22 protein-coding genes, 1 other RNA gene and 1 other annotated feature are annotated in these 22440 nt (G+C 30.1%); of the genes, 12 read left to right on the top strand and 11 right to left on the bottom strand.

Going from position 1 to position 22440, the window contains the following annotated elements:
* Positions 1–13 precede the first annotated feature (13 nt).
* Both H9661_RS00115 and hflX read right to left on the bottom strand, forming a co-directional pair.
* Entirely contained in the window at positions 14–922 is a 909-nt protein-coding gene (locus tag H9661_RS00115; protein ID WP_143314648.1) for a nucleotidyltransferase domain-containing protein, read from the bottom strand.
* A gap of 64 nt (positions 923–986) precedes the next feature.
* On the bottom strand, positions 987–2774 hold the full coding sequence (gene hflX / locus H9661_RS00120; RefSeq protein WP_143314649.1) for a GTPase HflX: 1788 nt from the start codon (positions 2772–2774) through the stop codon (positions 987–989).
* Between the two features lie 199 nt (positions 2775–2973).
* Here hflX and hpt point away from each other — a divergent pair, with 199 nt between their 5' ends.
* Positions 2974–3498 carry a hypoxanthine phosphoribosyltransferase gene (hpt, locus tag H9661_RS00125; protein WP_143314650.1) on the top strand — a complete coding sequence of 175 codons (525 nt, stop codon included), beginning with the start codon at positions 2974–2976 and terminating at the stop codon, positions 3496–3498.
* A gap of 69 nt (positions 3499–3567) precedes the next feature.
* Here hpt and yunB read toward each other — a convergent pair whose 3' ends face one another.
* Positions 3568–4215 (bottom strand): sporulation protein YunB, encoded by a 648-nt coding sequence (yunB, locus tag H9661_RS00130; RefSeq protein ID WP_143314651.1) that lies wholly within the window; start codon positions 4213–4215, stop codon positions 3568–3570.
* A 96-nt stretch (positions 4216–4311) separates the two neighbouring features.
* Between yunB and H9661_RS00135 the strand changes: the two genes are divergently transcribed.
* Positions 4312–6855 (top strand): transglycosylase domain-containing protein, encoded by a 2544-nt coding sequence (locus H9661_RS00135; protein WP_143314652.1) that lies wholly within the window; start codon positions 4312–4314, stop codon positions 6853–6855.
* Positions 6856–6887: 32 nt separating this feature from the next.
* On the opposite strand, the gene H9661_RS00140 is transcribed toward H9661_RS00135, so the two are convergent.
* Positions 6888–7721: a hypothetical protein gene (locus H9661_RS00140; protein ID WP_143314653.1), complete on the bottom strand. Its 834-nt coding sequence runs from the start codon at positions 7719–7721 to the stop codon at positions 6888–6890.
* Between the two features lie 68 nt (positions 7722–7789).
* Positions 7790–8893, bottom strand: coding sequence for a GNAT family N-acetyltransferase (locus H9661_RS00145; RefSeq protein ID WP_143314654.1), 1104 nt, complete (start codon positions 8891–8893; stop codon positions 7790–7792).
* Between the two features lie 347 nt (positions 8894–9240).
* On the opposite strand from H9661_RS00145, the gene H9661_RS00150 reads away from it, so the two are divergent.
* Genes H9661_RS00150 through H9661_RS00170 form a run of 5 tightly spaced genes read left to right on the top strand, consistent with a single transcriptional unit; the run spans position 9241 to position 13513 of the window.
* Complete coding sequence (locus H9661_RS00150; RefSeq protein ID WP_143314655.1) at positions 9241–9780, top strand: helix-turn-helix domain-containing protein; 540 nt, start codon at positions 9241–9243, stop codon at positions 9778–9780.
* 24 nt (positions 9781–9804) lie between these two features.
* Positions 9805–10854 carry a spermidine/putrescine ABC transporter ATP-binding protein gene (potA, locus tag H9661_RS00155; protein ID WP_191767503.1) on the top strand — a complete coding sequence of 350 codons (1050 nt, stop codon included), beginning with the start codon at positions 9805–9807 and terminating at the stop codon, positions 10852–10854.
* Positions 10847–11686 (top strand): ABC transporter permease, encoded by an 840-nt coding sequence (locus tag H9661_RS00160; protein WP_191767417.1) that lies wholly within the window; start codon positions 10847–10849, stop codon positions 11684–11686. Before potA ends, H9661_RS00160 begins: the two co-directional genes overlap by 8 nt.
* On the top strand, positions 11680–12480 hold the full coding sequence (locus H9661_RS00165; protein WP_191767418.1) for an ABC transporter permease: 801 nt from the start codon (positions 11680–11682) through the stop codon (positions 12478–12480). Before H9661_RS00160 ends, H9661_RS00165 begins: the two co-directional genes overlap by 7 nt.
* Positions 12467–13513, top strand: coding sequence for an ABC transporter substrate-binding protein (locus tag H9661_RS00170; RefSeq protein WP_207729600.1), 1047 nt, complete (start codon positions 12467–12469; stop codon positions 13511–13513). The genes H9661_RS00165 and H9661_RS00170 overlap by 14 nt, the downstream gene beginning before the upstream one ends.
* An 84-nt stretch (positions 13514–13597) precedes the next feature.
* Here the strand turns inward: H9661_RS00170 and ndk are convergent, their stop codons facing one another.
* Positions 13598–13999, bottom strand: a complete 402-nt coding sequence (ndk, locus tag H9661_RS00175; RefSeq protein WP_143314660.1) for a nucleoside-diphosphate kinase — start codon at positions 13997–13999, stop codon at positions 13598–13600.
* A 117-nt stretch (positions 14000–14116) separates the two neighbouring features.
* Here ndk and H9661_RS00180 point away from each other — a divergent pair, with 117 nt between their 5' ends.
* The 3 genes from H9661_RS00180 to H9661_RS00190 all read left to right on the top strand — a co-directional run bounded on the left by H9661_RS00180 (position 14117) and on the right by H9661_RS00190 (position 15900).
* A complete protein-coding gene (locus tag H9661_RS00180) occupies positions 14117–14389 on the top strand; it encodes an acylphosphatase (RefSeq protein WP_143314661.1) in 273 nt (90 codons plus the stop codon).
* 150 nt (positions 14390–14539) lie between these two features.
* Positions 14540–15115, top strand: coding sequence for a LemA family protein (locus H9661_RS00185; protein ID WP_143314662.1), 576 nt, complete (start codon positions 14540–14542; stop codon positions 15113–15115).
* Entirely contained in the window at positions 15112–15900 is a 789-nt protein-coding gene (locus H9661_RS00190; protein ID WP_143314663.1) for a TPM domain-containing protein, read from the top strand. Before H9661_RS00185 ends, H9661_RS00190 begins: the two co-directional genes overlap by 4 nt.
* Before the next feature lie 91 nt (positions 15901–15991).
* Here H9661_RS00190 and leuA read toward each other — a convergent pair whose 3' ends face one another.
* Complete coding sequence (gene leuA / locus H9661_RS00195; RefSeq protein ID WP_191767420.1) at positions 15992–17662, bottom strand: 2-isopropylmalate synthase; 1671 nt, start codon at positions 17660–17662, stop codon at positions 15992–15994.
* Positions 17663–17833: 171 nt separating this feature from the next.
* Positions 17834–18028: a binding site (T-box leader), on the bottom strand.
* Between the two features lie 102 nt (positions 18029–18130).
* Positions 18131–18448 (bottom strand): nucleotide pyrophosphohydrolase, encoded by a 318-nt coding sequence (locus H9661_RS00200; protein WP_143314665.1) that lies wholly within the window; start codon positions 18446–18448, stop codon positions 18131–18133.
* A gap of 177 nt (positions 18449–18625) precedes the next feature.
* On the opposite strand from H9661_RS00200, the gene H9661_RS00205 reads away from it, so the two are divergent.
* Positions 18626–19417, top strand: a complete 792-nt coding sequence (locus tag H9661_RS00205) for an HAD family hydrolase (protein WP_143314666.1) — start codon at positions 18626–18628, stop codon at positions 19415–19417.
* Positions 19418–19459: 42 nt separating this feature from the next.
* Here the strand turns inward: H9661_RS00205 and H9661_RS00210 are convergent, their stop codons facing one another.
* Positions 19460–20419, bottom strand: coding sequence for a D-2-hydroxyacid dehydrogenase (locus H9661_RS00210; RefSeq protein WP_143314667.1), 960 nt, complete (start codon positions 20417–20419; stop codon positions 19460–19462).
* 137 nt (positions 20420–20556) lie between these two features.
* Between H9661_RS00210 and H9661_RS00215 the strand changes: the two genes are divergently transcribed.
* On the top strand, positions 20557–21426 hold the full coding sequence (locus H9661_RS00215) for a 50S ribosomal protein L11 methyltransferase (protein ID WP_191767422.1): 870 nt from the start codon (positions 20557–20559) through the stop codon (positions 21424–21426).
* A gap of 78 nt (positions 21427–21504) precedes the next feature.
* Here the strand turns inward: H9661_RS00215 and H9661_RS00220 are convergent, their stop codons facing one another.
* Positions 21505–21852, bottom strand: a complete 348-nt coding sequence (locus tag H9661_RS00220) for a hypothetical protein (protein ID WP_191767424.1) — start codon at positions 21850–21852, stop codon at positions 21505–21507.
* Between the two features lie 130 nt (positions 21853–21982).
* An RNA gene (gene rnpB, locus H9661_RS00225) (RNase P RNA component class A) lies at positions 21983–22328 on the bottom strand.
* Positions 22329–22440 lie beyond the last annotated feature (112 nt).

A 22440-nucleotide genomic window follows, 5' to 3' on the forward strand; every position in this document is an offset into this window, starting at 1 on the left:
ACAAACTCCATTCCTACTTTTTTCTATTCTTCATAGCATATACAATTTCATCCAAAACCTTTATTTCTTCCGAATCCTTTAAACCTCTTTTTTTCTTAACAATTATCTTACGCTTTTCAAGTTCCTTTAATATATTCTCTATTTTTATATCAAAATTTTTAAACTTCTCATCCTTTTTAATTTCATTTGAGCTTAGAAAATCATTTTTTTCCTCTAAGTAATCCAATAATAGTTTGCATGAGATCACTATATTTTCATCAAGAAACCTATTGACATAATCGATAATATAAATTATTGATTCTTTTTTAGTTTCAACATAAAACAATCTATCAACTACCTCTTTAAACTCATTATTCAAATTAGCAGCCATAGTTAACGAATCTTTAGACACAACATATCCATTTAGATTTATAAATAACCTTGCCAAACTATCTAATACCCTTATTAAGATTTCATAAGAAGTCCTAAAGCCACCATTTGAAAAGTATTTTCTACATACACCTAAATCTTTAATAAGATTTCCAAGGTAAACTAAATTCCATATTTCTATTTGATCATCAGTTGAATATCTAGCCTTTTTATATATTTCTTCTATATCTTCATCTCTGGAAAACACAATCCTAGATTCTATTAATAAATTTCTTATAAAGCCTTTTTGTCCTTGATTTTCATATAACTCAAAAAAACTTTTCCTATGAAGTAATTTAGTATGTACAGGAACTCCTAGAATTTCTGAATATACATCCCTTATTTTTTCGTACTCATTAGAATACACAACAAATAAATCTATATCTGATTCTTCCCAAACATCACCTGTAACTATACTTCCAAAAGTAAAAATCGCTAGGACCTTTTTATTCTTCTTTAATGTATTTACTATAGATTGAAAAGCATTTTGTAACTCAATAACGGTTTTTGCCATCATCCCTCTCCCTTCCTATAGTATTTTCTGCTTTTTTACATTATAACATAAAATATATTAATATTTATCCTATTGCATATTCCTTACTTTTATTATAAATTTCATCATCAACTTCAACCACCATAAAAGTTCCTTCATCCCTATATTCTTCTTCAAAAATTCTTCCGTTTCTATGAAGAAATGATACCATATCCCCCTTATCATAAGGGATTAGATATTCCACCTTTTTGAAGTTATATGGTAATTTTTCTTCTATCTTCTCTAAAAGACTTTCTAAATTAATATTTTCTTTAGCAGATACTTCTATTACTTCCTCATAATTCAACTGACTTTTTAAGTCATTTAATTTTTCTTCATCTACCATATCTACTTTATTTAAAACTAAAATAGTTTCCTTATCTCTAGCTCCAAGTTCACCTAAGACTTCTTCTACTGCTCTAATTTGCTCTAATGCTCCAGGTACAGAAGCATCTACAACATGACAAAGTAAATCTGAATAAATTACTTCCTCTAAAGTTGACTTAAATGCTTCAACAAGTTCATGAGGTAATTTTCTTACAAACCCTACAGTGTCAGTTAAAGTTATTAACCCCTTATTTTTTAATGTTATAGCTCTAGTAGTTATATCTAGTGTAGCAAATAACATATCAGCTTCAAAAACTTTTTCTTTTGACTTTCCTTCATTAGTTGCAGCTATATCGCAAAGAGCATTTCTTAAGGTAGATTTTCCTGCATTAGTATAACCAACTAGAGAAACCTTAGGAATACTTTCCTTATTTCTTTTCTCTCTTTGAATTTCTCTCGTTCTCTTTATCTTTTTTAATTCATTATTTAAGTCGTATATACTTTCATTAATATGCCTTCTATCAGTTTCAAGTTTCTTTTCTCCAGGCCCTCTAGTACCTATTCCTCCTCCTGTTCTTGATAAAACTGTACCTAATCCTTGAAGCCTACTCTTTCTGTATTTAAGTTGTGCAAGTTCTACTTGAATTTTAGCTTCCTTACTCTTTGCTCTTCTTGCGAATATTTCTAAAATAAGAGTAGTTCTATCAATTACCTTTGCACCTAATGCATTTTCTAAGTTTCTAACTTGAGATCCAGATAATTCATCATCAAATATGATCAAATTTGCCCTTTCAGTTTGTCTTAATGATGCAATTTCTAAAACCTTTCCTCTCCCTATAAAAAAAGCTGGATCAATCTTACTTCTACTTTGAAATACAGTTTTTAACACCGGTATATCACATGCCTCAGTAAGTTCAACTAATTCTTCCAAACTTTCTGTAGTATCAGAGCCTACTAAAATTGCTTTTTCTTCATCATTTTCAACCACTTCATTTTCTTTAATTAAACTTTCAATATATCTTGCCTTATCTAAAATATTTATTGATAATAACTCTTCTAGAGAAAGATTTCTGGTTTCTTCAAACATTAATGTATTATTAAATACCGAAAGCATACCAATAGAATAATCTATTATCTTTCCTTCATAAATTCCAACTGCTACTATTGCATCAAGCTTTAATTTTATTAATGCAGACAAATCTAAAGCTGATAAATTAGAAATTCCATTTGGATGAGTATGTATAACTTTAACTCCCGAAAGTCTTCCTTCCTTTATGTCTAGCAGGGGAAGCTCAACTGATGAAGAATCTCCAATTGCTACCGACTGAACTTTTCCTTTCCTATCTATAGCAACGCTAATCTCTCTTTCTATGTTAGTTGAAACCCTACTCATTACATTTATTATTTCCTCACTAACAACTTCATCTTTCAAAATTTTAATTCTATATATATCTTCTAATTGATCTAAAAAACTTTTCTTGACTCCATCTATATTTCCATTTATCATAGTATCACCTCTTATATATACATATGTTTGCAACTTTCAATTAATTTTATACTATATGTTTACAGTTGTAAACATTACATAAATTGATTAAAACTAGATAAAATAAAGTTGCAAGATTAATTAAAAATCTGTAATATGAATTAAGAGAAATAATATAAATTTAATAAATACTTTAACTGTTTTGAAACGGAGGATACCAATGGAAGATAAGAAACGTAATATTCTATTATCAAAAGAGACTATAGATACTAGAATAGAAGAACTTGGAGCTGAGATAACAAAAGACTACGAAGGGAAAAATCTTTATGTATTATCTCTTTTAAGAGGTAGCTTTATGTTTACTGCTGATCTTGTAAGAGCTCTTGACACTAAGGTAATGGTAGGATTTATGACTACTTCAAGTTATGGTCATAGTGAGACTAGTTCAGGGGAAGTAAAGATAGTAAATGATATCCCTGATAATATAGAAGGTTTTGATGTTTTAATAGTTGATGATATAGTAGATACTGGATATACCATGGAATTTATAATAAACCATGTAAAAAAGCTTGGCGCTGCATCAGTAAAGAGCTGTGTACTACTTGATAAGCCATCTAGAAGAAAAACTAATGTTCACCCTGATTATAGATGTTTTGAAATAGATGATGTCTTTGTTGTTGGTTATGGTTTAGATTATGGTAACTACTATAGAAATATTCCTTATGTATTCAACTGGCAAGATTAAATGAATTTTAATAAAATGTACAATTAATTATAAACTTAAATTTGTTTTTAATTAATTGTACATTTTATTTTATTGTCCCTTAGAAAAATCTATTGCAGTATTTGGTATCTTTCCTACTATAATAGTTTCTGCTACAGGTATTTCACAGGTTATATCCATTTCCTTACTATGAAGAGGTATAATTATTTTTACTGTTGCCTCTACATTTAAATAAATTTTATGTCTTGTTTGATTTATTCCTGCACTTTCAAATTTTGATTCGTAGTTTACCTTCATATTTCCAATAGGTTCAATTTTTACTGTAATTTCAGGGCCTAAATTATAAAATGCACTTTGCTCAGTTATCCATCCAATTGGAACTTTTACTCCTACCTCCCCCATCTTCTGCAATCTTTCATTACACTTTATGGCAAGCTCTGAAGCTAAGTAATTTAACTTTACAGTATTTGCCCTTATAAGATTAATATTATTATCCTTATCCCTATCAATTATTATCATTTCATCATACTTAAATTCATCATTAAACAGCTCTAAACTAGTCGAGCTTATTGTATCAACAGTCTTTGCTCTAACTGCACTTTCCGATTTGACTAGCGCTGACGGTAAAACCCTGACATCAAAAATATATAAAAGAGTAATTAATATGGTAAAAATTGTAATAGTAATCAAAAAATGCGGTTTTATTTTCCGCTTTCTTGGTTTTACATAGTATTTCATATAACACCTTATTGTTGAGTTATTGATTTAATCATATTATAATTATGCTATAGTATAATATAATATAATTAAATATAAAAAATTTGGGAGGAACAAATGGCTATAGATAAAAATTCAAATAAAAGAAATAACGCCACTAAGTCTCCAGCAAAAAAAGGTGCTCCTCAAAAAGGACGCAAAAAGAAAAAGAAAAAGAGTAGAGTAAGAATTATTTTCAGAAGAATTTTCTTTACATTACTATTTTTAATGTTAACTGTAATGGTTATAGGTGCTGGTTACATTTTTGCTGTTATTAAAAGTACACCCCCTCTTGATGTGGATGCTGTCCTTAACTTAAGTCAGCCTACATCTGTATATGATAAAGATGGTGTATTTATGGATAACTTACATTCTGAAGTCGATAGAACGGTTGTAACCTTTGATAAAATACCTCAACATTTAAAAGACGGTTTTATTTCAATTGAAGACCAAAGATTTGAATCACATAAAGGAATTGACCCTATTAGAATTGCTGGATCTTTTGTTACTGATATTACTAAAATCTTTAAACGTCAAAGTGGTATGCATGGAGGTTCTACTTTAACTCAGCAATTATTAAAAAACACTGTACTTACAGATGAGGATTTTATTGTTGAAAGAAAGATAAAAGAAATCTGGCTAGCACTTAGTCTAGAGAAAAAATTATCAAAAGATGAAATTTTGAATCAATATCTAAACACAATACCTCTTGGAGGAACTGCTTATGGTGTTGAAGCAGCAGCAAATCTTTACTTTGCTAAATCTGTTAAAGATCTTAATCTTATTGAATGTGCTTATATTAGTGGAATTGCTCAAGCGCCAACATATTATAGCGCATACAATGAAAATAACAAAAAGAATCCTAGTCCTTATATTAACAGAACAAAAACTGTGTTATCTAAAATGCATGAATTAGGCAAAATAACAGATGCTGAATTTAATCAAGCTATTGCTGATATAGATGCAGGGAAATTAGTTTTTTCTTCTAAGAAAAATAGCTATACTCTTCAATATGAGTGGTATCTAAATCCAGCTGTATCACAAGTTAAAGAAGATTTAAAGGCTAAATACAAATATTCGGATGAAGAAGTTTCTAGACTTCTAGCTAATGGTGGCTTAAAAATAACAACTAACATGGATAGAGCACTTCAAGATTATACTCAAAATTTATTAAATAATTTCACAGCTCAAAATGTTGGTTATAAAGAAACTTATGTTGAAGGAACTAAAACCCCAGAGTTTCAAGCTTCAGCTACTATAGTGGATTATAAGACTGGTAAGGTTCTAGTTATGATAGGTGGTAGAGGTGAGCACGGAGCACAATCTGCCAATAGAGCTTATACTTACTTAAGACCAATTGGATCTACTACAAAACCATTAACGGTATATGGTCCAGCTATAAATGAAAAAATATTAACTGCTGGTTCTACGATAGATGATTCACCTATTGAAGATAATATCGGAAAAAATCTTGATAATGGAAAACCATATGCTGTAAGAAATGATGATTTTAAATTCGATGGTAACATAACTTTAAGAGACGGTTTGACAAAGTCTAAAAACGTAGCTTCAGTAATAGTTGAAAATACAATTGGTTTAAAAACCGGATTGTCATATGGCGAAAAGTTTGGATTAGTTTATAATCAAGAATCTAAATCCTCTATTGCAACTTTAGCCCTTGGTCAATTTAACGGTAATCAAGATGGAGGTAATACATTTATTACTGCATCTGCATTCGGTGTTTTTGGAAATGGAGGTGTTTATACAACACCAAAATTATACTCAAAAGTTTTAGATGCTTCCGGAAATACTCTTTTAGATTCTGAAGCAAATATTAAAACAAAAGAAATTTTTTCACCACAAACAGCTTATATACTTTATGATATTTTAAAAGGTTCCCTCGAAACTACTGGTCCATCCGCTAAGTGGGGCGATATGGCTGTCGCAGGAAAAACTGGTACTACTACAGATAGTAAAGATCTTTGGTTTACAGGAGTTACTCCTTATCTTTCTGGTTCTGTTTGGATCGGTTATGATAAACCAAAAAAACTTAATACCTATTCTGATACTTCTGCTAGTCTTTGGGGACAAATAATGGCAAAAGCTCATAAGGGAAAAGAAATTAAAGATATAGATGCTCCAAGCGGACTAGTAAAGGTAGCTGTATGTAAAGACTCTGGCAAATTGCCAACTGCACTTTGTCATAGTGATCCTAGAGATAGAGTTTATGAAGAATATTTTATTGAAGGTACACAACCGACCTCATATTGTGATGCACATGTATCTTCAAAAATAAATACAGCTAATAGCAAATTGGCATCAGCAAATACACCAGCTTGGCTTCTAGGTGACAGAATATTCGTTAAGAAAATAAATCCAAACTCAGTTACTGCTGATTTTCCGTACCTATTGCCAACTGTTGTAGATGATACTGCTGCTGTAGCTCTTCCAGAAACTCCATCTACAACAACGGATAATTCAAAAACATCTACTAACAGTAACGATAGCACTAATACTAATACAAACACTAATACCAATACAAAAACTAACGCTGATACTGATGCCGATAAAAAGGATACTACAACAGATTCAACTAAACAAAAAATAATTAATCCACATTAAAAATAGCTGTCTCAATTGAGACAGCTATTTTTTTAAGCACTTGTGCCTGTAACATTACTCTTTTCTGAATTTATGATATCACCAGTTTCAGTCGATACAAAATATTTCATTTTTATTTCTTTATTATTTTCACCTAACCCCTTTAATGAGACTACATAACATAGTTCTAATTCTGTTTTATCTTTATTTTCACTATATGCCTTATAAGTTTTCTCATTAAATTCAGCTGATTTATATAATTTTAGGAACTCACCTTTGGATATTTCTGAAGCATTTAATTCATCTATATTTATTTTTACATTTTTAGGCTCTTTATCTATAGATGAATTAGAAAAACCATCAAGTTTTCCTGTTTCTTTATTTACTTTTAAAGATAAATTGTAATTATAAAACGGATATCCATCCTTATACTTTGTAAACAATAGAGAATAATATGGCATCACTTGAGTTTCTTCTTCCTTTACAACCTCTTTAAACCTGCATTCACCTTTATAGATAATGCCTAAGTATTTCTCACCAATGCTCTTAGCTTCATCAGCTGTAATTTTGCTCTTATCAGCCATGCTATTTTTATTAGTAAATCCAATGACGTTATACTTTGCATCTACATCAATAGCATATTCACCTGAAACCACACTATAATATTCTTCATTTTTAGATGGATCACTCTTTTTAGTAGATTTGTATTTGTCATTCTCTTTATTCATGGTGATAATATTATTTGAAGAAAGTAATTGTAAGAATGCCTTTGCAGACTTCTTTTCCTTAGCCCCAGAACCAATAAACATATATACTGTAAATACTGCGCAAAGTGTTAGAATCGCCAGTATAGTAAATACTACTATACTTGTCTTTTTATAATTCATTAGTTACCTCCATAAAATAGTATAAAACTTTACTTAATAGTTTATATCCATATAAATATTTTACAATATTACATCTCTTTTATAAAGTTTTTTTCTACTAGCCCTAATCTACTTTCTAACTCTTCTGAAAGCTTCCTTCCACCAATTTTCTCTACTAGCGACAAAATCATTTCCAAACTTCCAATAGTATTTGCACTAAGAATTACTTTGCCATTGTCAACAAAATTCTTATCGACTATCCTATCTTCCTCTAGCCCTTCAAGCTCAGTTTCAAGCTTTGGAATTCGAATTCCTTCTAAAGCTCTACATCTTATAAGGAATTTAATCCCCTCCCCCTGTGTGCAAATATAATCACAATGATTTAAATTCATCATAATATACTTTATGATTTCTTTATCTTTAACATGACTATCCACAAATTCTCCTCCTGGTATTATTAGCACATCAGGTTTATAATTTTCAAAATCTATTATATCAACATTAATTGTAGTACCATTTCTAAATTTTATGGTATTCTTTAATGCTACATCAACAATACTAAATAACTTTTTTCCTTTAATTTCATTAGCCATCTCTAAACTTTCACAAATTATACCATAATCCATTATACTCATTCCATCATACATGAGTATGCCTATGCTATTTGTGCTATCTATTCTATTATCTAAAAATTCCTCCTTTGTTATTTTCATCTTAATTCCATCTTTATATTGTCCAACTTCTTGGAATCCTAATTTTTTAGCTATTCTAACACCAGTTTCTGTTGGAATGCTATCAATTATCATTTCTCCACCAAATTCTAAAAAATAATATTCAAATAAAAGTCTAAGCGCCTCTTCTCCATATCCCTTATTTCTATATCTATGGTGTATCTTTAAATTAAATCTTGCTATTTTTGTAGCAGAATCATATCCATGAAAACTAACTTCACCTATTGCCTTATCTCTAATAGTGTAAACTAAACAATAAAAATTCTTGCCATCAGTTGGATAAACCATCTTCTTATAAAACATCTCCCATTTATCCTCTGGAAAATTAAATACGCCTCCTATTTCTTTCATTGTTTCTTCATCTGACCATAACCTTGAAATAAAAGTAAACTCCTTAAAATCAGGCTGTTTAATATATATTTTTTTACCATTTCTTCTATAACTATCTTTATTCTCTACCATAATTACCACCTAATTCTTTATTTATATTATTAAATATCTCATATTTATGTAGTATTATCAATAGTTTAGAAAATTAAGTATATAAATATTCACAAAAAAATCATCTTCTAGTCGAATATAGTTTTCATCTTAGTATTAGTAAACATACTGATTTTAATAACTAAACCTATTTCCACTTTTCTCTATTTAACTTCTTACATATCCTTACTTTAACTACAGTGAAATTTTTTCTTATTTTTACAAAAAAATCTTGATTTTATTTAATAAAATTTATATAATATTTTTGTTTGTTTAGTAATTTTAAACATATAGTTTAGTAAAAGTTATTTTTATTGGTAGGTGAAAATATGCAAATTGGAGCAAAAATTCGTAGACTAAGAATTGAAATACAACTCACCCAAGAAGAACTTGCAAATAGATGCGAGCTCTCAAAAGGATTTATATCTCAACTTGAAAATGATTTAACATCCCCATCTATTGCAACCTTAGTTGATATATTAGAAATTTTAGGCACAAACCTAAAAGAGTTCTTTAGCGAAACCGAGGAAGAACGTGTCACCTTCAGTAACGAAGATATGTTTCAAACTGAAGATAATGATTTAAAATATAATCTTATGTGGCTAGTTCCAAATGCTCAGAAAAATATAATGGAACCAATTATGATCACTTTAGCCCCTGATGGAAGATATACATTAGAAGAGCCACATGAGGGTGAAGAATTTGGCTATGTCCTATCTGGAAGTATATTTTTGCACTTAGGTAATAAAAAATATAAAGTAAAAAAAGGGGAAAGTTTCTACTTCAAACCAAGAGAAAGTCACTATATTTCTAACTCCGGAAAGACTTTAGCAAAAGTAATTTGGATCAGTACTCCCCCATCATTTTAATTAGTATAGAAAGAGGTGTTTATGATGGATAAAAATATAATTGAGTTAAAGAATATCACAAAAGCATATAGTGATAACACTGTACTTGATAATCTATCTTTAAGTATTAAAAGTAATGAATTTTTGACCTTATTAGGTCCATCAGGTTGTGGTAAAACAACCACTCTTAGAATAATAGCTGGATTTGAAAATTCTGATTCTGGAGATATCTTATTTCATGGAGAAAGTATATCAAATCTGCCCCCTAATAAGCGACCTGTAAACACCGTTTTCCAGAAGTATGCTCTATTTCCTCATATGAATGTTTATGAGAATATTGCTTTTGGGCTAAAAATTAAAAAACTTACTAAAGAAGATATAGATAAAAAAGTAAAAGAAATACTTAACCTAGTTTCTCTATCTGATTTTGAAAAAAGAAACATCGAATCTCTAAGTGGAGGACAACAACAAAGGGTCGCTATAGCTAGAGCACTAGTTAATGAGCCAGAAGTTCTTCTTTTAGATGAACCACTTGGAGCTTTGGATTTAAAATTAAGAAAAGAAATGCAACTTGAACTAAAGAAAATTCAGCAAAGACTTGGAATTACTTTTATCTTCGTGACTCATGATCAAGAAGAAGCTTTAACTATGTCTGATACTATTGTGGTTATGAATAAAGGTGTTATTCAACAAAAAGGATCTCCAGAAGATATATATAACGAACCAGCCAATGCATTTGTTGCTGACTTTATAGGCGAAAGTAACATTATAGATGGTGTTATAGTTGAAGACTTTAAAGTTATCTTCTGTAATAAAGAATTTGAATGCGTAGATAAAGGGTTTAACCCTAATGAAAATATTGATGTAGTTATTAGACCTGAGGACATTAAAATAGTTGCAAAGGACAACGGAATGCTTAACGGTATAGTTAAGTCTGTTAACTTTAAAGGAGTTCACTATGAAATGGTAGTAAAGGAAAGTGAAAGAGAATTTATTATTCATAATACAAAATTTTATGATGTAGATTCAGAAATTGGATTAGATATTTATCCTGAAGATATTCATATAATGAGAAAGATTAGATACTATGAATAGGAAAAATAGCTCAAAAGCTACTTATCCATTTATGTTTTGGTGTTCTTTATTTATCATTATTCCTTTATTAATTGTATTATTTTTTAGCTTAACTGAAAAATCAGGAGATAGCTATACATTTTCCCTTGATAACTACTCAAGACTATTAAATCCTCAATATGGAAAAATATTTTATCGCTCAATAAAATTAGCCTTAATTTCAACTTTAGCTTGTCTAATTTTGGGCTATCCTGTAGCATATATTATTTCAAAGATGAAAGCCTCAAGAAGAAATCTTTTAATAATGCTTTTTATAGTACCCATGTGGATAAACTTTTTATTAAGAACTTATGCTTGGCTTCCTATCTTAGGTAAAAACGGATTAATTAATAATATATTAGGAAATTTAAATATTGCTCCTATAACATTTTTGTATAATGATGGAGCTGTACTTCTTGGAATGATTTATAACTTTATACCATTTATGATACTGCCTATATATACAGTATTGATTAAAATGGATCAAAGCTTAATTAATGCTGCAAGTGACCTTGGAGCAAATAAAAATATTATATTTAGAAAAATTATTTTCCCCTTAAGTTTTCCTGGGGTAATTTCTGGAGTTACAATGGTATTTATGCCTGCTGTATCTACATTTGTTATTTCAAGCTTACTTGGAGGCGGACAATATATGTTACTTGGTAACTTAATTGAACAACAATTTACAACTTTAAGTGATTGGAATTTGGGATCTGCAATATCAATACTTATGATGATTGTAATATTAATATCTATGGCTTTAATGAATAAATTTGACCATGCTGATAAAGAAGGGAGTGTTGGCCTTTGGTAAATAAATTAGAAAGCTTCATAAAAAGATTTTATCTAATTGTTATTTTCATATTCCTATATACTCCTATAATTACACTAATGATTTTTTCTTTTAATGATTCTAAATCTATGGCTAAATGGAATGGATTCACTTTTAAATGGTATGGTCAATTATTCCAAGATGATACCATAATGAGAGCTTTATACAATACTCTATTTATTGCTATTTTGGCCTCAATTATATCTACTATTGTCGGTACTATAACCGCAATAGGAATTCATAATATGAAAAAAGGTGCACAAAAAAAACTTCTACTTAATATAAATTATTTACCAGTTTTGAATCCTGATATTGTTACTGGTATAGCTCTAATGTCATTATTTATTTTTATTAAGATGGATTTCGGCTTTATTACCATGCTACTTTCACATATAACTTTTAGTTTGCCATATGTTATATTATCTGTTTTGCCTAAGCTTAAACAGCTTCCTCAAAACACTACTGAGGCAGCATTAGATCTTGGAGCAACACCTTTCTACGCGCTAAGAAAGATTATTATCCCACAAATAAAATCTGGGATATTCTCTGGATTTTTAATGGCATTTACCATGTCTATAGATGACTTTGTTATATCATTCTTTACTACAGGAGCTGGGGTAACTAATTTATCAATTGAGATATATTCAATGGCCAAACGTGGAATAAAACCTGAAATAAACGCTCTCTCAACTATAATGTTTTTAGTTGTATTAATATTGCTACTTATAGTAAATAGGAAACAATCATCAGGAGGTAATAAAATTGAAAATTTTTAATAAAATTATAGCTTTATTACTTAGTATATTTCTAGCTTCCTCCTTACTTATTGGATGTAATGTTAAAGATAATGATAATAAAGTTATTAATATATTTAACTGTGGTGATTATATAGATGAAAACTTAATAAATAAGTTTGAGGACGAAACTGGTTATAAGATTCAATATTCTACTTATGATACTAACGAAAAAATGTATTCTAAAATAAAATCTGGTAGTAATAGTTACGATTTAGTTTTCCCTTCTGATTATATGATTGAAAAAATGATTTCTGAGAATATGGTTGAAGAACTTAATTTTGATAATATCCAAAACTATCAGTATATTGATGATAAATTTAAAAACTTAGATTTTGATCCTGATAATAAATACTCTGTTCCTTATATGTGGGGAACTATAGGTATTATTTATAATCCCGAAGTAGTTACAGAACCTGTTACTTCTTGGGACATCCTATGGGACAAAAAATACAGCAAAGATATAGTTATGTTTGATTCTGTTAGAGAAACTATTTCCATAGCTTTAAAACATCTTGGTTATTCTATGAACTCAACAGATCCAAAAGAACTAGATGAAGCTGCTAACCTTCTAATTGAGCAAAAACCTATCGTTAAAGCTTGGTTTGTTGATCAAGTAAAAGATTGCATGATTGAAGATGAAGCTTCTTTAGCTGCCGTATGGTCTGGTGATGCAAATAAAATAATTAGTGAAAACCCAAAACTCAAATATGTTGTTCCAAAAGAAGGATCAAATAAATGGTTCGACGGAATGATAATACCAAAAGGAAGCAGAAATAAGGAAGGTGCAGAAGCATTCATAAACTTCTTAACAGACCCAGATAATTCAAAGCAAAATGTAGACTACATAGAATACTACACTCCTAACCGCGAAACTTATAAGATGCTAGATGATGATGTTAAGGAAACTTATCCAGATGATGAAACTTTAGACAATTGTGAAGTTTATAGAAATTTACCTAATAATGCCCTAAAACTTTATAATGATGAATGGGTTAAAATTGGAAGCTATTAATATACTCTTAATACTATAATAAAAAATGCACTTAATGATATAAAGAGACATCTCAACTGCTATTGAGATGTCTCTTTAATGCAATTAATTAGGAAACCAAATTGCAATTTCCCTCTCCGCACTTTCAAGTGAATCTGATGCATGCACACAATTTTCTGTAACACTCTTTGCGAATAAATTTCTTATTGTACCTTTTTCAGCTTTTATTGGATTAGTAGATCCATTAATCTTTCTTACTTTTTCTATAGCTCCTTCACCTTCTATAATTAGAGAGCATAGAGGACTTCGTGTAATATATTTAATCAAATCTTGATAAAAAAACTTATCATTATGTTGTTCATAATGCCTCATAGCAACTTCTTCATTTGCTTTTTCCATTCTTAAAGCTACTATTTTAAGCCCAGCTTCCTCATAAAAATTAATTATCTTCCCAATTATATTTTGTTCAACACCATCTGGTTTTATTAATACCAAGGTTCTTTCCATATCACAATCCTCCTATTACATATTTTTCCATATAATTATATCACAATATTCTGAATATTTAAAATATTATTTGATTTATGCTATAATAAAGTTATATTTTTATCGGAGGAAAATACAATGGTAAGATATTTTTTAATTTTAGAGGGTAGAGTACAAGGAGTAGGGTTTAGATTTTACGCTCAAAGCAATGCACTCAAATATTCACTAACAGGCTTTGTAAGAAACATGCCAAATGGAACGGTAGAATTAGAAGTTCAAGGTACTGAAAATAATTTACAGAAATTTATATCTGTAATTAGAGAAGGAAATAGATTTATTAATGTTACTGACTTTTCCAAAAAAGAAGTTTCTTTAATTCAAGATGAAAAAAAATTTAGAGTAATATATTAGACTAAAGAGGTTCTGTCGATAGACAGAACCTTTTTATGTTGCATACATTTTTTTCAATCATTTAAATTCTATACAAAGCTGTAAAGTTTCACTAATAATCTTTATATTTCTACGTATACTAATATAAGTTTATAAAGGAGGTATTTATATATGAAAAAAAATTTAAAACCTTTAATAATAGTTGCTATAATTATTTTTTTATTAGTTATTCCTACTATAAGTGCATATAATAGCTTAGTCACATTAGAGCAACAAGTATCTACATCTGAGTCTAACATAGATACTCAGCTTCAAAGAAGATCCGATTTAATTCCTAACCTAGTCAATACAGTAAAAGGATATGCTTCACAGGAAAAAGATATCTTTACTGATATAGCCAATGCAAGAAGTAGATTAGCTGGTGCAACAAATGTCTCAGATCAAGCTAATGCTGATAGTCAGCTATCAGGAGCCCTCTCTAGATTGTTGGTTGTAGTCGAAAATTATCCTGAATTAAAATCTAACCAAAACTTTAGAGATTTAACTGTTGAATTAGAAGGAACAGAAAATAGAATAACTATATCTAGACAAGACTATAATACTGCCGTAACAAATTATAACACTAAGAGAAGAAGATTTCCTAGCAACATAATAGCTTCACTATTTGGGTTTGAAGAAAAACCACTTTATAAGGCTAGTGAAGGAGCAAATGAAGTTCCTTCTGTAGATTTTTCTAGTCAAAAATGAATGTAAATAATAGATTTATACAGATATTTATATCTTCTCTTTTAATAATTACTTCACTTTTTTACGATCACCCCCTTGCTGCTGATTCTTTTCCTATCCCAACAAGTTATAAATATATAAACGATTATACTAATACAATAACTGATGAAGAAAAAAGAAGTATTATTTCCATAGGAAAGGAACTTGAAGATAAAACAGGATCTGAAGCAACTATAGTAATATTAGATTCAACAAATAATATTCCCATAGAATCCTATGCTAATAATCTTTTTAGGACTTGGCAAATCGGTCAAAAAGAAAAGGATAACGGGTTATTAATTCTAGTAGCGTTAAGGGATCGTACTTGGCGAGTTGAAGTTGGCAGAGGACTTGAAGGAGCACTCCCAGATGTGCTTACCAGCAGAGTAATGGATTCTCTGGCTAAACCTAAATTTATAGAAGGTAATTATGGAAAAGGTCTTCTTGATAGTTATAGTACCCTTTGTGATTATATAGCAAAAGAATATGGAGTAACCTTAGATAAATCTCTTAATATAACTTTACCTACTGATAATAATTTAGAATCAAAAACAAAAACTTACGGAATAACTTTCATAGTTATGCTCGGATTATTTTTTATGGACCTTCTATTTAATAGAGGAAGAATTTCTTACTTTCTACTACAACTTTTGTTTATTAATGCTTTTTCAAATAGACATGGTCCTGGTGATTCTTCTGGCGGAGGAGGTTTTGGTGGCTTTGGTGGAGGCTCTTCTAGTGGTGGTGGCTCCTCTGGTAACTGGTAACAAACAAAAAAGTATGTCTTGAATAAAATGGATCCAATAAAACAAGCAAATTGTCCACTCTATTCAACCATACTCTTAATTTAAATTTATTCTACTTATATAATCTATTTAATGCACTAAATACAGCTTTAATAGATGCAACTGTTATATTACTATCTACACCAACTCCAAAAGTCGAAGGCTCCCTATTATCTAAATTCATATTTACATAAGCAGCGGCCTTTGCTTCCGCTCCTTTTCCAAGAGCATGCTCAACATAATCAATTATATGAATATTGGCTATTTTAGCATCTAGTAAAGCCCTTCTCAAAGAATCAATAGGCCCATTTCCATACCCCTCTATAACCTTTTCTTCCCCTCTATATGAAAATCTAACTGCTACTTCTGTATCAACATCTAAATCATTATCGTCATGTAAATCTTTGATTCTAAATCTAATTAACTTAAAAGGTTCTTCTTTTGCTAGGTACTCCTCTTCGAATTTATTCATGATAACTTGTGGTGCAACTTCACCTTTTACCTCTGAAATCTTTTGAATAACATCTGCAAATTCCTTATGCATAGCTTTAGGCATCTTATAACCGTAATATCTATCCATCACAAAAGCTATTCCACCTTTACCAGATTGACTATTAATTCTAACTAATGCTTCATATTCCCTTCCCAAATCACTTGGGTCTATTGGCAAATATGGAACTTCCCAATACTGTCCAGCTCTTTCTCTATATTTACTCATACCCTTATTAATAGCATCTTGATGCGAACCAGAGAAAGCCGTAAATACTAACTTACCTGCATATGGATGCCTTATATGAACTGGAATTTTACAACACCTTTCATAAACATCAATAATTTTTTGTATATCTTCAAGATTGAGCTCTGGATTCACTCCTTGTGAAAACATATTGTAAGCAATATTTAATATATCTACATTACCAGTTCTCTCTCCATTACCAAATAGTGTTCCTTCAACCCTATCAGCCCCTGCAAGAAGAGCCATCTCAGCTGCTGCAACCCCTGTTCCCCTATCGTTATGGGGATGCACACTTAAAATAATTCTTTCCCTATTCTTAAATTTACTACTCATCCATTCAATTTGATCAGCAAAAATATTTGGAGTGTCCATTTCCACTGTAGCTGGAAGATTTATAATAACTTTATTCTCTTTTGTAGCTCCCCATGTATCTAAAACAGCTTCACAAATTTCTAGTGCATATTCTACCTCTGTCCCCGTAAAACTTTCTGGAGAGTACTCAAGAGAAAGTTCTCCCTCAAAATCTTTTGCATACTCTTTTACAAGTGCAGTTCCTTCTACAGCTATATTTTTTATTTCATTTTTACTCATATTAAACACCACATCTCTTTGAAGGATAGATGTTGAATTATAAATGTGAAGCACTGCTTTTTTAACACCTTTTAGCGATTCAAATGTCCTTTTAATAAGATGTGGTCTTGCTTGAGTTAACACTTGTACTGCAACATCATCTGGAATCAAATTTTCATTAACCAATGTTCTTAAAAAATCAAATTCTATTTGTGATGCTGATGGGAATCCTATTTCTATTTCTTTAAATCCAAGTTCAACTAAAAGCCTAAACATTTCTTTCTTCTCATCCACTGTCATCGGATTTATGAGAGCTTGATTTCCATCTCTTAAATCTACAGAGCACCAAATTGGTGCCTTACTAATTAGTTTATTTGGCCAAGTTCTTTCTTCAAAATTAATTGTTTTAAATCTCTTATATTTTTTACTATTTAACATCGTATCTCTGCCCCCTTAGATATTTTATAGTTATATTATCACTCTTTTTTACATCATAATTGTTCTAATACCCCATAGAGTTTCACTATAACTATTATCTTTTTATCTACTGCCTTAACCCCATTTTTTTCACCTCTCTATAATATTAATAAAAAAAGCGTAACCACTCCAACTTGGAGCAATTACGCGGTACCATCCAAAAAATCTTATCTTAATTGTAATAACGGCTATAAACCGATAAAGCCTACTATTAGTTCAACTTTATAGCTCATGAGCGAGTTCAAAAGGCAAAATCTGCGGGCTCTCACCATACCCCACTCTCTAAAAAACTTACTACTTTCTACTACTCTCATTCTTTGCTTGTCAATATTAACTTATTAACAATTTTAACGCACATTAGATTATTTGTCAACATATCACCAGCATATTTAAACATCTATCAAATTTTATGCATCTCTACTAACTTTTCTATAATTGTGTATATTTCTTACTATTACCTCTCGCCTTTTCGACAGGATACTTTTCTTCGTTTTTATCCATTTTTCTATTTATTATTTCTTCTATATCTACCCCTAATGCATCTGCTAAATGTAAACAATACACCATTACATCAGCTAACTCCTCTTCAACATGTTCCTGATCATAACTTTTATCATCCCACAAAAAATTTTCTAATAACTCACTAGCTTCAATTGATATAGCCTTTGCTAAGTTACCAGGAGTATGAAATTGCTTCCACTCCCTATCATCTCTAAATTTTTTTATTCTATCAATTGTATCTTTCATTATCTCGTCCTCCAATTCTTTAACTTACTATAATAAAAATTCTACCATCATTTACTATAACACTAAATACATATTTATAAATACTCTTTTAACCTATTACTTATATATTTATTTTAATAAATTATTTTATAATGTATAATAAAGTTATACAAATGAAAATGGGAAATAGGTGAAAAAATGATAAGATTAATTGCAACAGATATGGATGGAACTTTATTAGATGAAAAAGGTCAGATTCCACAGGAATTTGCTAACACTCTTGAGAAACTTGAAAATAGAAATATTAAATTTGTAGTAGCTAGTGGACGCCCATACTATACACTCTATGAAAACTTCACGCCACTTTCTGATAAGCTTTATTATATTTGTGATAACGGAGCATTTGTTGTAGAAAACGGAGAAATTGTTAGTATAAGCATTATAGATAAAGATAAAGTTAACGAATTAATAAAGTGTGTAGAATTTATTCCAAATGCAGAAATAATATTATGCGGTAAGAATGGAGCTTATCACAGACCATGTTCTGATGAATTTACTACTGAAATAGATAAATACTACATAAAAAAACATATAGTAGATGATCTCACTAAAGTTAATGACGAAATATTTAAAATAACTATTTGTAACTTAACATCAACTACTAACAACACATATGAAACTATAAAACATAAATTTTCTTCAGATTTTATGATAGTTGTTTCTGGTGAAGTTTGGATTGATATTATGAATGAGGGAGTTAACAAAGGGGCAGCTTTGAGAAAAATTCAAGAAGATCAAAATATATCCTATGATGAAACTATGGTATTTGGAGACTTCTATAATGATGTTGAAATGTTGAAAAAGGCACATTACAGTTTTGTAATGGAAAACGCCAATGATGATATGAAACAATACGGGAACTTTATAGCTCCGAAAAACACTGAAAATGGAGTTATTAAAACCATTGAAAAATACATATTGAACCATTAAAAAAACAAGGTATCGATGAATATTCTCATCAATACCTTATTTTTATAGTTCTACTCTATTTCTTTCTTCTCCTCTATAAAAGGCATGTATATTCTCAATTAAATCTGCAAATAATCTATTTCTAGCCTCAACACTTGCCCATGCAATATGCGGAGTTAATACTAATCTATCTTTATTTTTTATATGTAGTAATGGATTATTTGATGGAGTTGGCTCAACCGAAAATACATCTAAAGCAGCTCCTGATATAAGCTCTTCATCTAAAGCCTTAGCTAAGTCTTCATCTACTACTATTGGACCTCTTCCCATGTTTATCAAAACTGAATTTTTCTTCATTTGGCTTAAATTTTTATAATTAAATAACCCTTGCGTAGCATCATTTAAAGGAGCATGAATAGATATAATATCACTTTCTTTTAAAAGTTCTTCTAGATCTACTTTCTTATAATCTGCATTGTTATTTTTTCCCGATGTAGAATAATAAACGACTTTTGCTCCAAAGGCATCTGCTATCTTGGCCACCTTTTTACCTATAGCGCCAAAACCTACTATTCCCCATATCTTTCCTTCAATGTCATTGTAAGGTATATCTAGATTTGTGAACATATCTGACTCAGAATACTTTCCACTCTTAACAAAGTTATCATAATAAGCTATCTTATCATATAAATGCAAAAGTGTAGCAAATGTATGTTGTGCTACTGTTGGCGTTGAATATCCAGCCACATTAGTTACTGCTATTTTTCTGGACTTTGCATAATTCAAATCTATATTATTAAATCCTGTTGCAGTTTCGCAAATAAGTTCAAGATTTTTAGCTTCTTTTAAATTATCTTCATTAAGTGCAACTTTATTTGTCAGAATAATTGCTGCATCTTTAACTCTGCTAACAACATCCTTAGGCTCAGTTTTATCATAATAACTAACTTTCCCAAACTCTTCTAACTTTTTAAAATCAACATCACCAAGTGTTTTTCCATCTAAAACAACTATATTCTTCAAAACATCTCATCCTTTCCTAACTGTTATTTATATGATACCCCAGAGACATATTTTTGTAAATGTAAGCTATAGTTACTTTACATAAATATATATATATAATAATATGGTATTAGTTTCATTTTGAAAGGAGTATTAACATGTTTATTATTTGCTATAAAATGCCTTATTCAAAAGTAGATGAAGCTGTAGAAGCTTTACAAATTAATGATATATACGATGTATTCTATGAAAGTCTTTTAAAAATAACTACTGATGAAAACGGCTATGGTTATGAAGAAGTTGAATCAGAAGAAGTTACACTTAAAGTAACTTTCGAAAGCCATGTAGAAGATTTAGAGGACTTAGAAGTCTTTATGAATAAAGTTAACTCAATACTTAATCAAAAACCTTTTGACGTCTTTGAGGAAGCTTCAAATTATGATGATTTCAGTATGCCAGCAATACATATTGATGATACCTATGTCATCGCTTCTCCTGATGAAGAATTTGAAGGCAAGAAAAAAATCAATTTTATATCTCAAGGTGCCTTTGGAACAGGACTTCATGAAACAACTCAAGATCTTTTAAAGGTAATATTATCAAAGGATTTTTCAAATATGAGAGTTTTAGATGTAGGAACAGGGTCTGGTATACTTTCACTAGCTACTGCTATAAAAAGTGCTACAGAAGTAGTTGCCCTTGACATAAGAGACGTCAAAGAAGAAGTAGAATTTAATGCCTCTCTAAATAATTTAACTAACATAAAGGTTTTAATTGGAGACGCCTTATCTGATGAAGTTGAAATAAACGGTGAATTTGATTGGATATATATAAATATAGGTGGTGAAGAAACACATATGTTTATGAATTTTATAAAGAAACACCTAAAAGAAGATGGACATCTACTTGTTTCAGGCTTAGTTGAATGGAGTTTTGACAAAATAAAATCTATGGTTGAAGGTTATGGCTTTTCTATGATTGAAAAACATCAAAGCAATGAGTGGATTACAGCTATATTTAACAGATAATAAAAGAAGTTTCACATTTAAGAAAACTCTTTAATTTTTAAGTAGCTTATGTTTCCATAAAAGAATGTCTTAAAATTTCTAAGACATTCTTTTCTTCTTTTTATTATTAACTTTTTTCCCACTACTTCTACTCTCAGCCTTTGCCCTTCTTTTTGCTATTTCCCTTTCACGTTCTTCTAACTTTCTTTTTTCTATCCTATCAGAAATTTTTACAAGAGCAAGAGATGAAAAAAACCAAACAACTCCTAATATGACAGCAGCTACAGCTGAAGTTATAAAACTTTCTTTATTAGGAATGCCTTTATATGTTACATTGTAAGTATGTGAAGTTGAAAATACAAGAAAAGCAAATATAATACTAAAAACGACTCCATTTAATTTACTCACCCTAACGGCATTTATATACTTATCTATTAATTTAATCATATTCCATTCTCCCCTTTGAAAACTTATACATAATATTTATTATAGCATTTTATTCCAAATACAACAATTACTTATATACCATTTGGCAAATAAAAAAACACCAGGAATTAACCTAGTGTTCAAAACAAATTATACGAGATAAGCCGTAAGCGGGGTCCTGTATTAAGCAATCATCTATCTAGGTCTATCGTTACCAATAGACTCAAGCGACACACCCAGAGGCGGAGCGGGCAACTCCTTAAATGCCTCTCTATTCGGTCTTGCTCCAAGTGGGGTTTACATAGCCGTGAAGTCGCCATCACGCTGGTGAGCTCTTACCTCGCCTTTCCACCCTTACCTACATTAAGTAGGCGGTATATCTCTGTTGCACTATCCTTCAAGTCGCCTTGACTGGACGTTATCCAGCACCCTGCCCTGTGGAGCCCCGACTTTCCTCTCCTAGCTCAAAGGCTAGCAGCGATTGCCTGTCTTACTCGCAAGACTTATGATAACACATAACCAAATACATTACAACAACAAATTTTGTTAAGGTACAAATATAAATAATAGAACCAGTAAAACTATAACAATTAACCCATATAAACCCAC

It is taken from the genome of Clostridium cibarium (assembly GCF_014836335.1).
Taxonomy (GTDB): domain Bacteria; phylum Bacillota; class Clostridia; order Clostridiales; family Clostridiaceae; genus Clostridium; species Clostridium cibarium.

Bases quoted from the DNA above. Each gene is read 5' to 3' on its own strand.
- H9661_RS00115 (WP_143314648.1), bottom strand. From the start codon at position 922: ATGGCAAAAACCGTTATTGAGTTACAAAATGCTTTTCAATCTATAGTA.
- hflX (WP_143314649.1), bottom strand. From the start codon at position 2,774: ATGATAAATGGAAATATAGATGGAGTCAAGAAAAGTTTTTTAGATCAA.
- hpt (WP_143314650.1), top strand. From the start codon at position 2,974: ATGGAAGATAAGAAACGTAATATTCTATTATCAAAAGAGACTATAGAT.
- yunB (WP_143314651.1), bottom strand. From the start codon at position 4,215: ATGAAATACTATGTAAAACCAAGAAAGCGGAAAATAAAACCGCATTTT.
- H9661_RS00135 (WP_143314652.1), top strand. From the start codon at position 4,312: ATGGCTATAGATAAAAATTCAAATAAAAGAAATAACGCCACTAAGTCT.
- H9661_RS00140 (WP_143314653.1), bottom strand. From the start codon at position 7,721: ATGAATTATAAAAAGACAAGTATAGTAGTATTTACTATACTGGCGATT.
- H9661_RS00145 (WP_143314654.1), bottom strand. From the start codon at position 8,893: ATGGTAGAGAATAAAGATAGTTATAGAAGAAATGGTAAAAAAATATAT.
- H9661_RS00150 (WP_143314655.1), top strand. From the start codon at position 9,241: ATGCAAATTGGAGCAAAAATTCGTAGACTAAGAATTGAAATACAACTC.
- potA (WP_191767503.1), top strand. From the start codon at position 9,805: ATGGATAAAAATATAATTGAGTTAAAGAATATCACAAAAGCATATAGT.
- H9661_RS00160 (WP_191767417.1), top strand. From the start codon at position 10,847: ATGAATAGGAAAAATAGCTCAAAAGCTACTTATCCATTTATGTTTTGG.
- ndk (WP_143314660.1), bottom strand. From the start codon at position 13,999: ATGGAAAGAACCTTGGTATTAATAAAACCAGATGGTGTTGAACAAAAT.
- H9661_RS00180 (WP_143314661.1), top strand. From the start codon at position 14,117: ATGGTAAGATATTTTTTAATTTTAGAGGGTAGAGTACAAGGAGTAGGG.
- H9661_RS00185 (WP_143314662.1), top strand. From the start codon at position 14,540: ATGAAAAAAAATTTAAAACCTTTAATAATAGTTGCTATAATTATTTTT.
- H9661_RS00190 (WP_143314663.1), top strand. From the start codon at position 15,112: ATGAATGTAAATAATAGATTTATACAGATATTTATATCTTCTCTTTTA.
- leuA (WP_191767420.1), bottom strand. From the start codon at position 17,662: ATGTTAAATAGTAAAAAATATAAGAGATTTAAAACAATTAATTTTGAA.
- H9661_RS00200 (WP_143314665.1), bottom strand. From the start codon at position 18,448: ATGAAAGATACAATTGATAGAATAAAAAAATTTAGAGATGATAGGGAG.
- H9661_RS00205 (WP_143314666.1), top strand. From the start codon at position 18,626: ATGATAAGATTAATTGCAACAGATATGGATGGAACTTTATTAGATGAA.
- H9661_RS00215 (WP_191767422.1), top strand. From the start codon at position 20,557: ATGTTTATTATTTGCTATAAAATGCCTTATTCAAAAGTAGATGAAGCT.
- H9661_RS00220 (WP_191767424.1), bottom strand. From the start codon at position 21,852: ATGATTAAATTAATAGATAAGTATATAAATGCCGTTAGGGTGAGTAAA.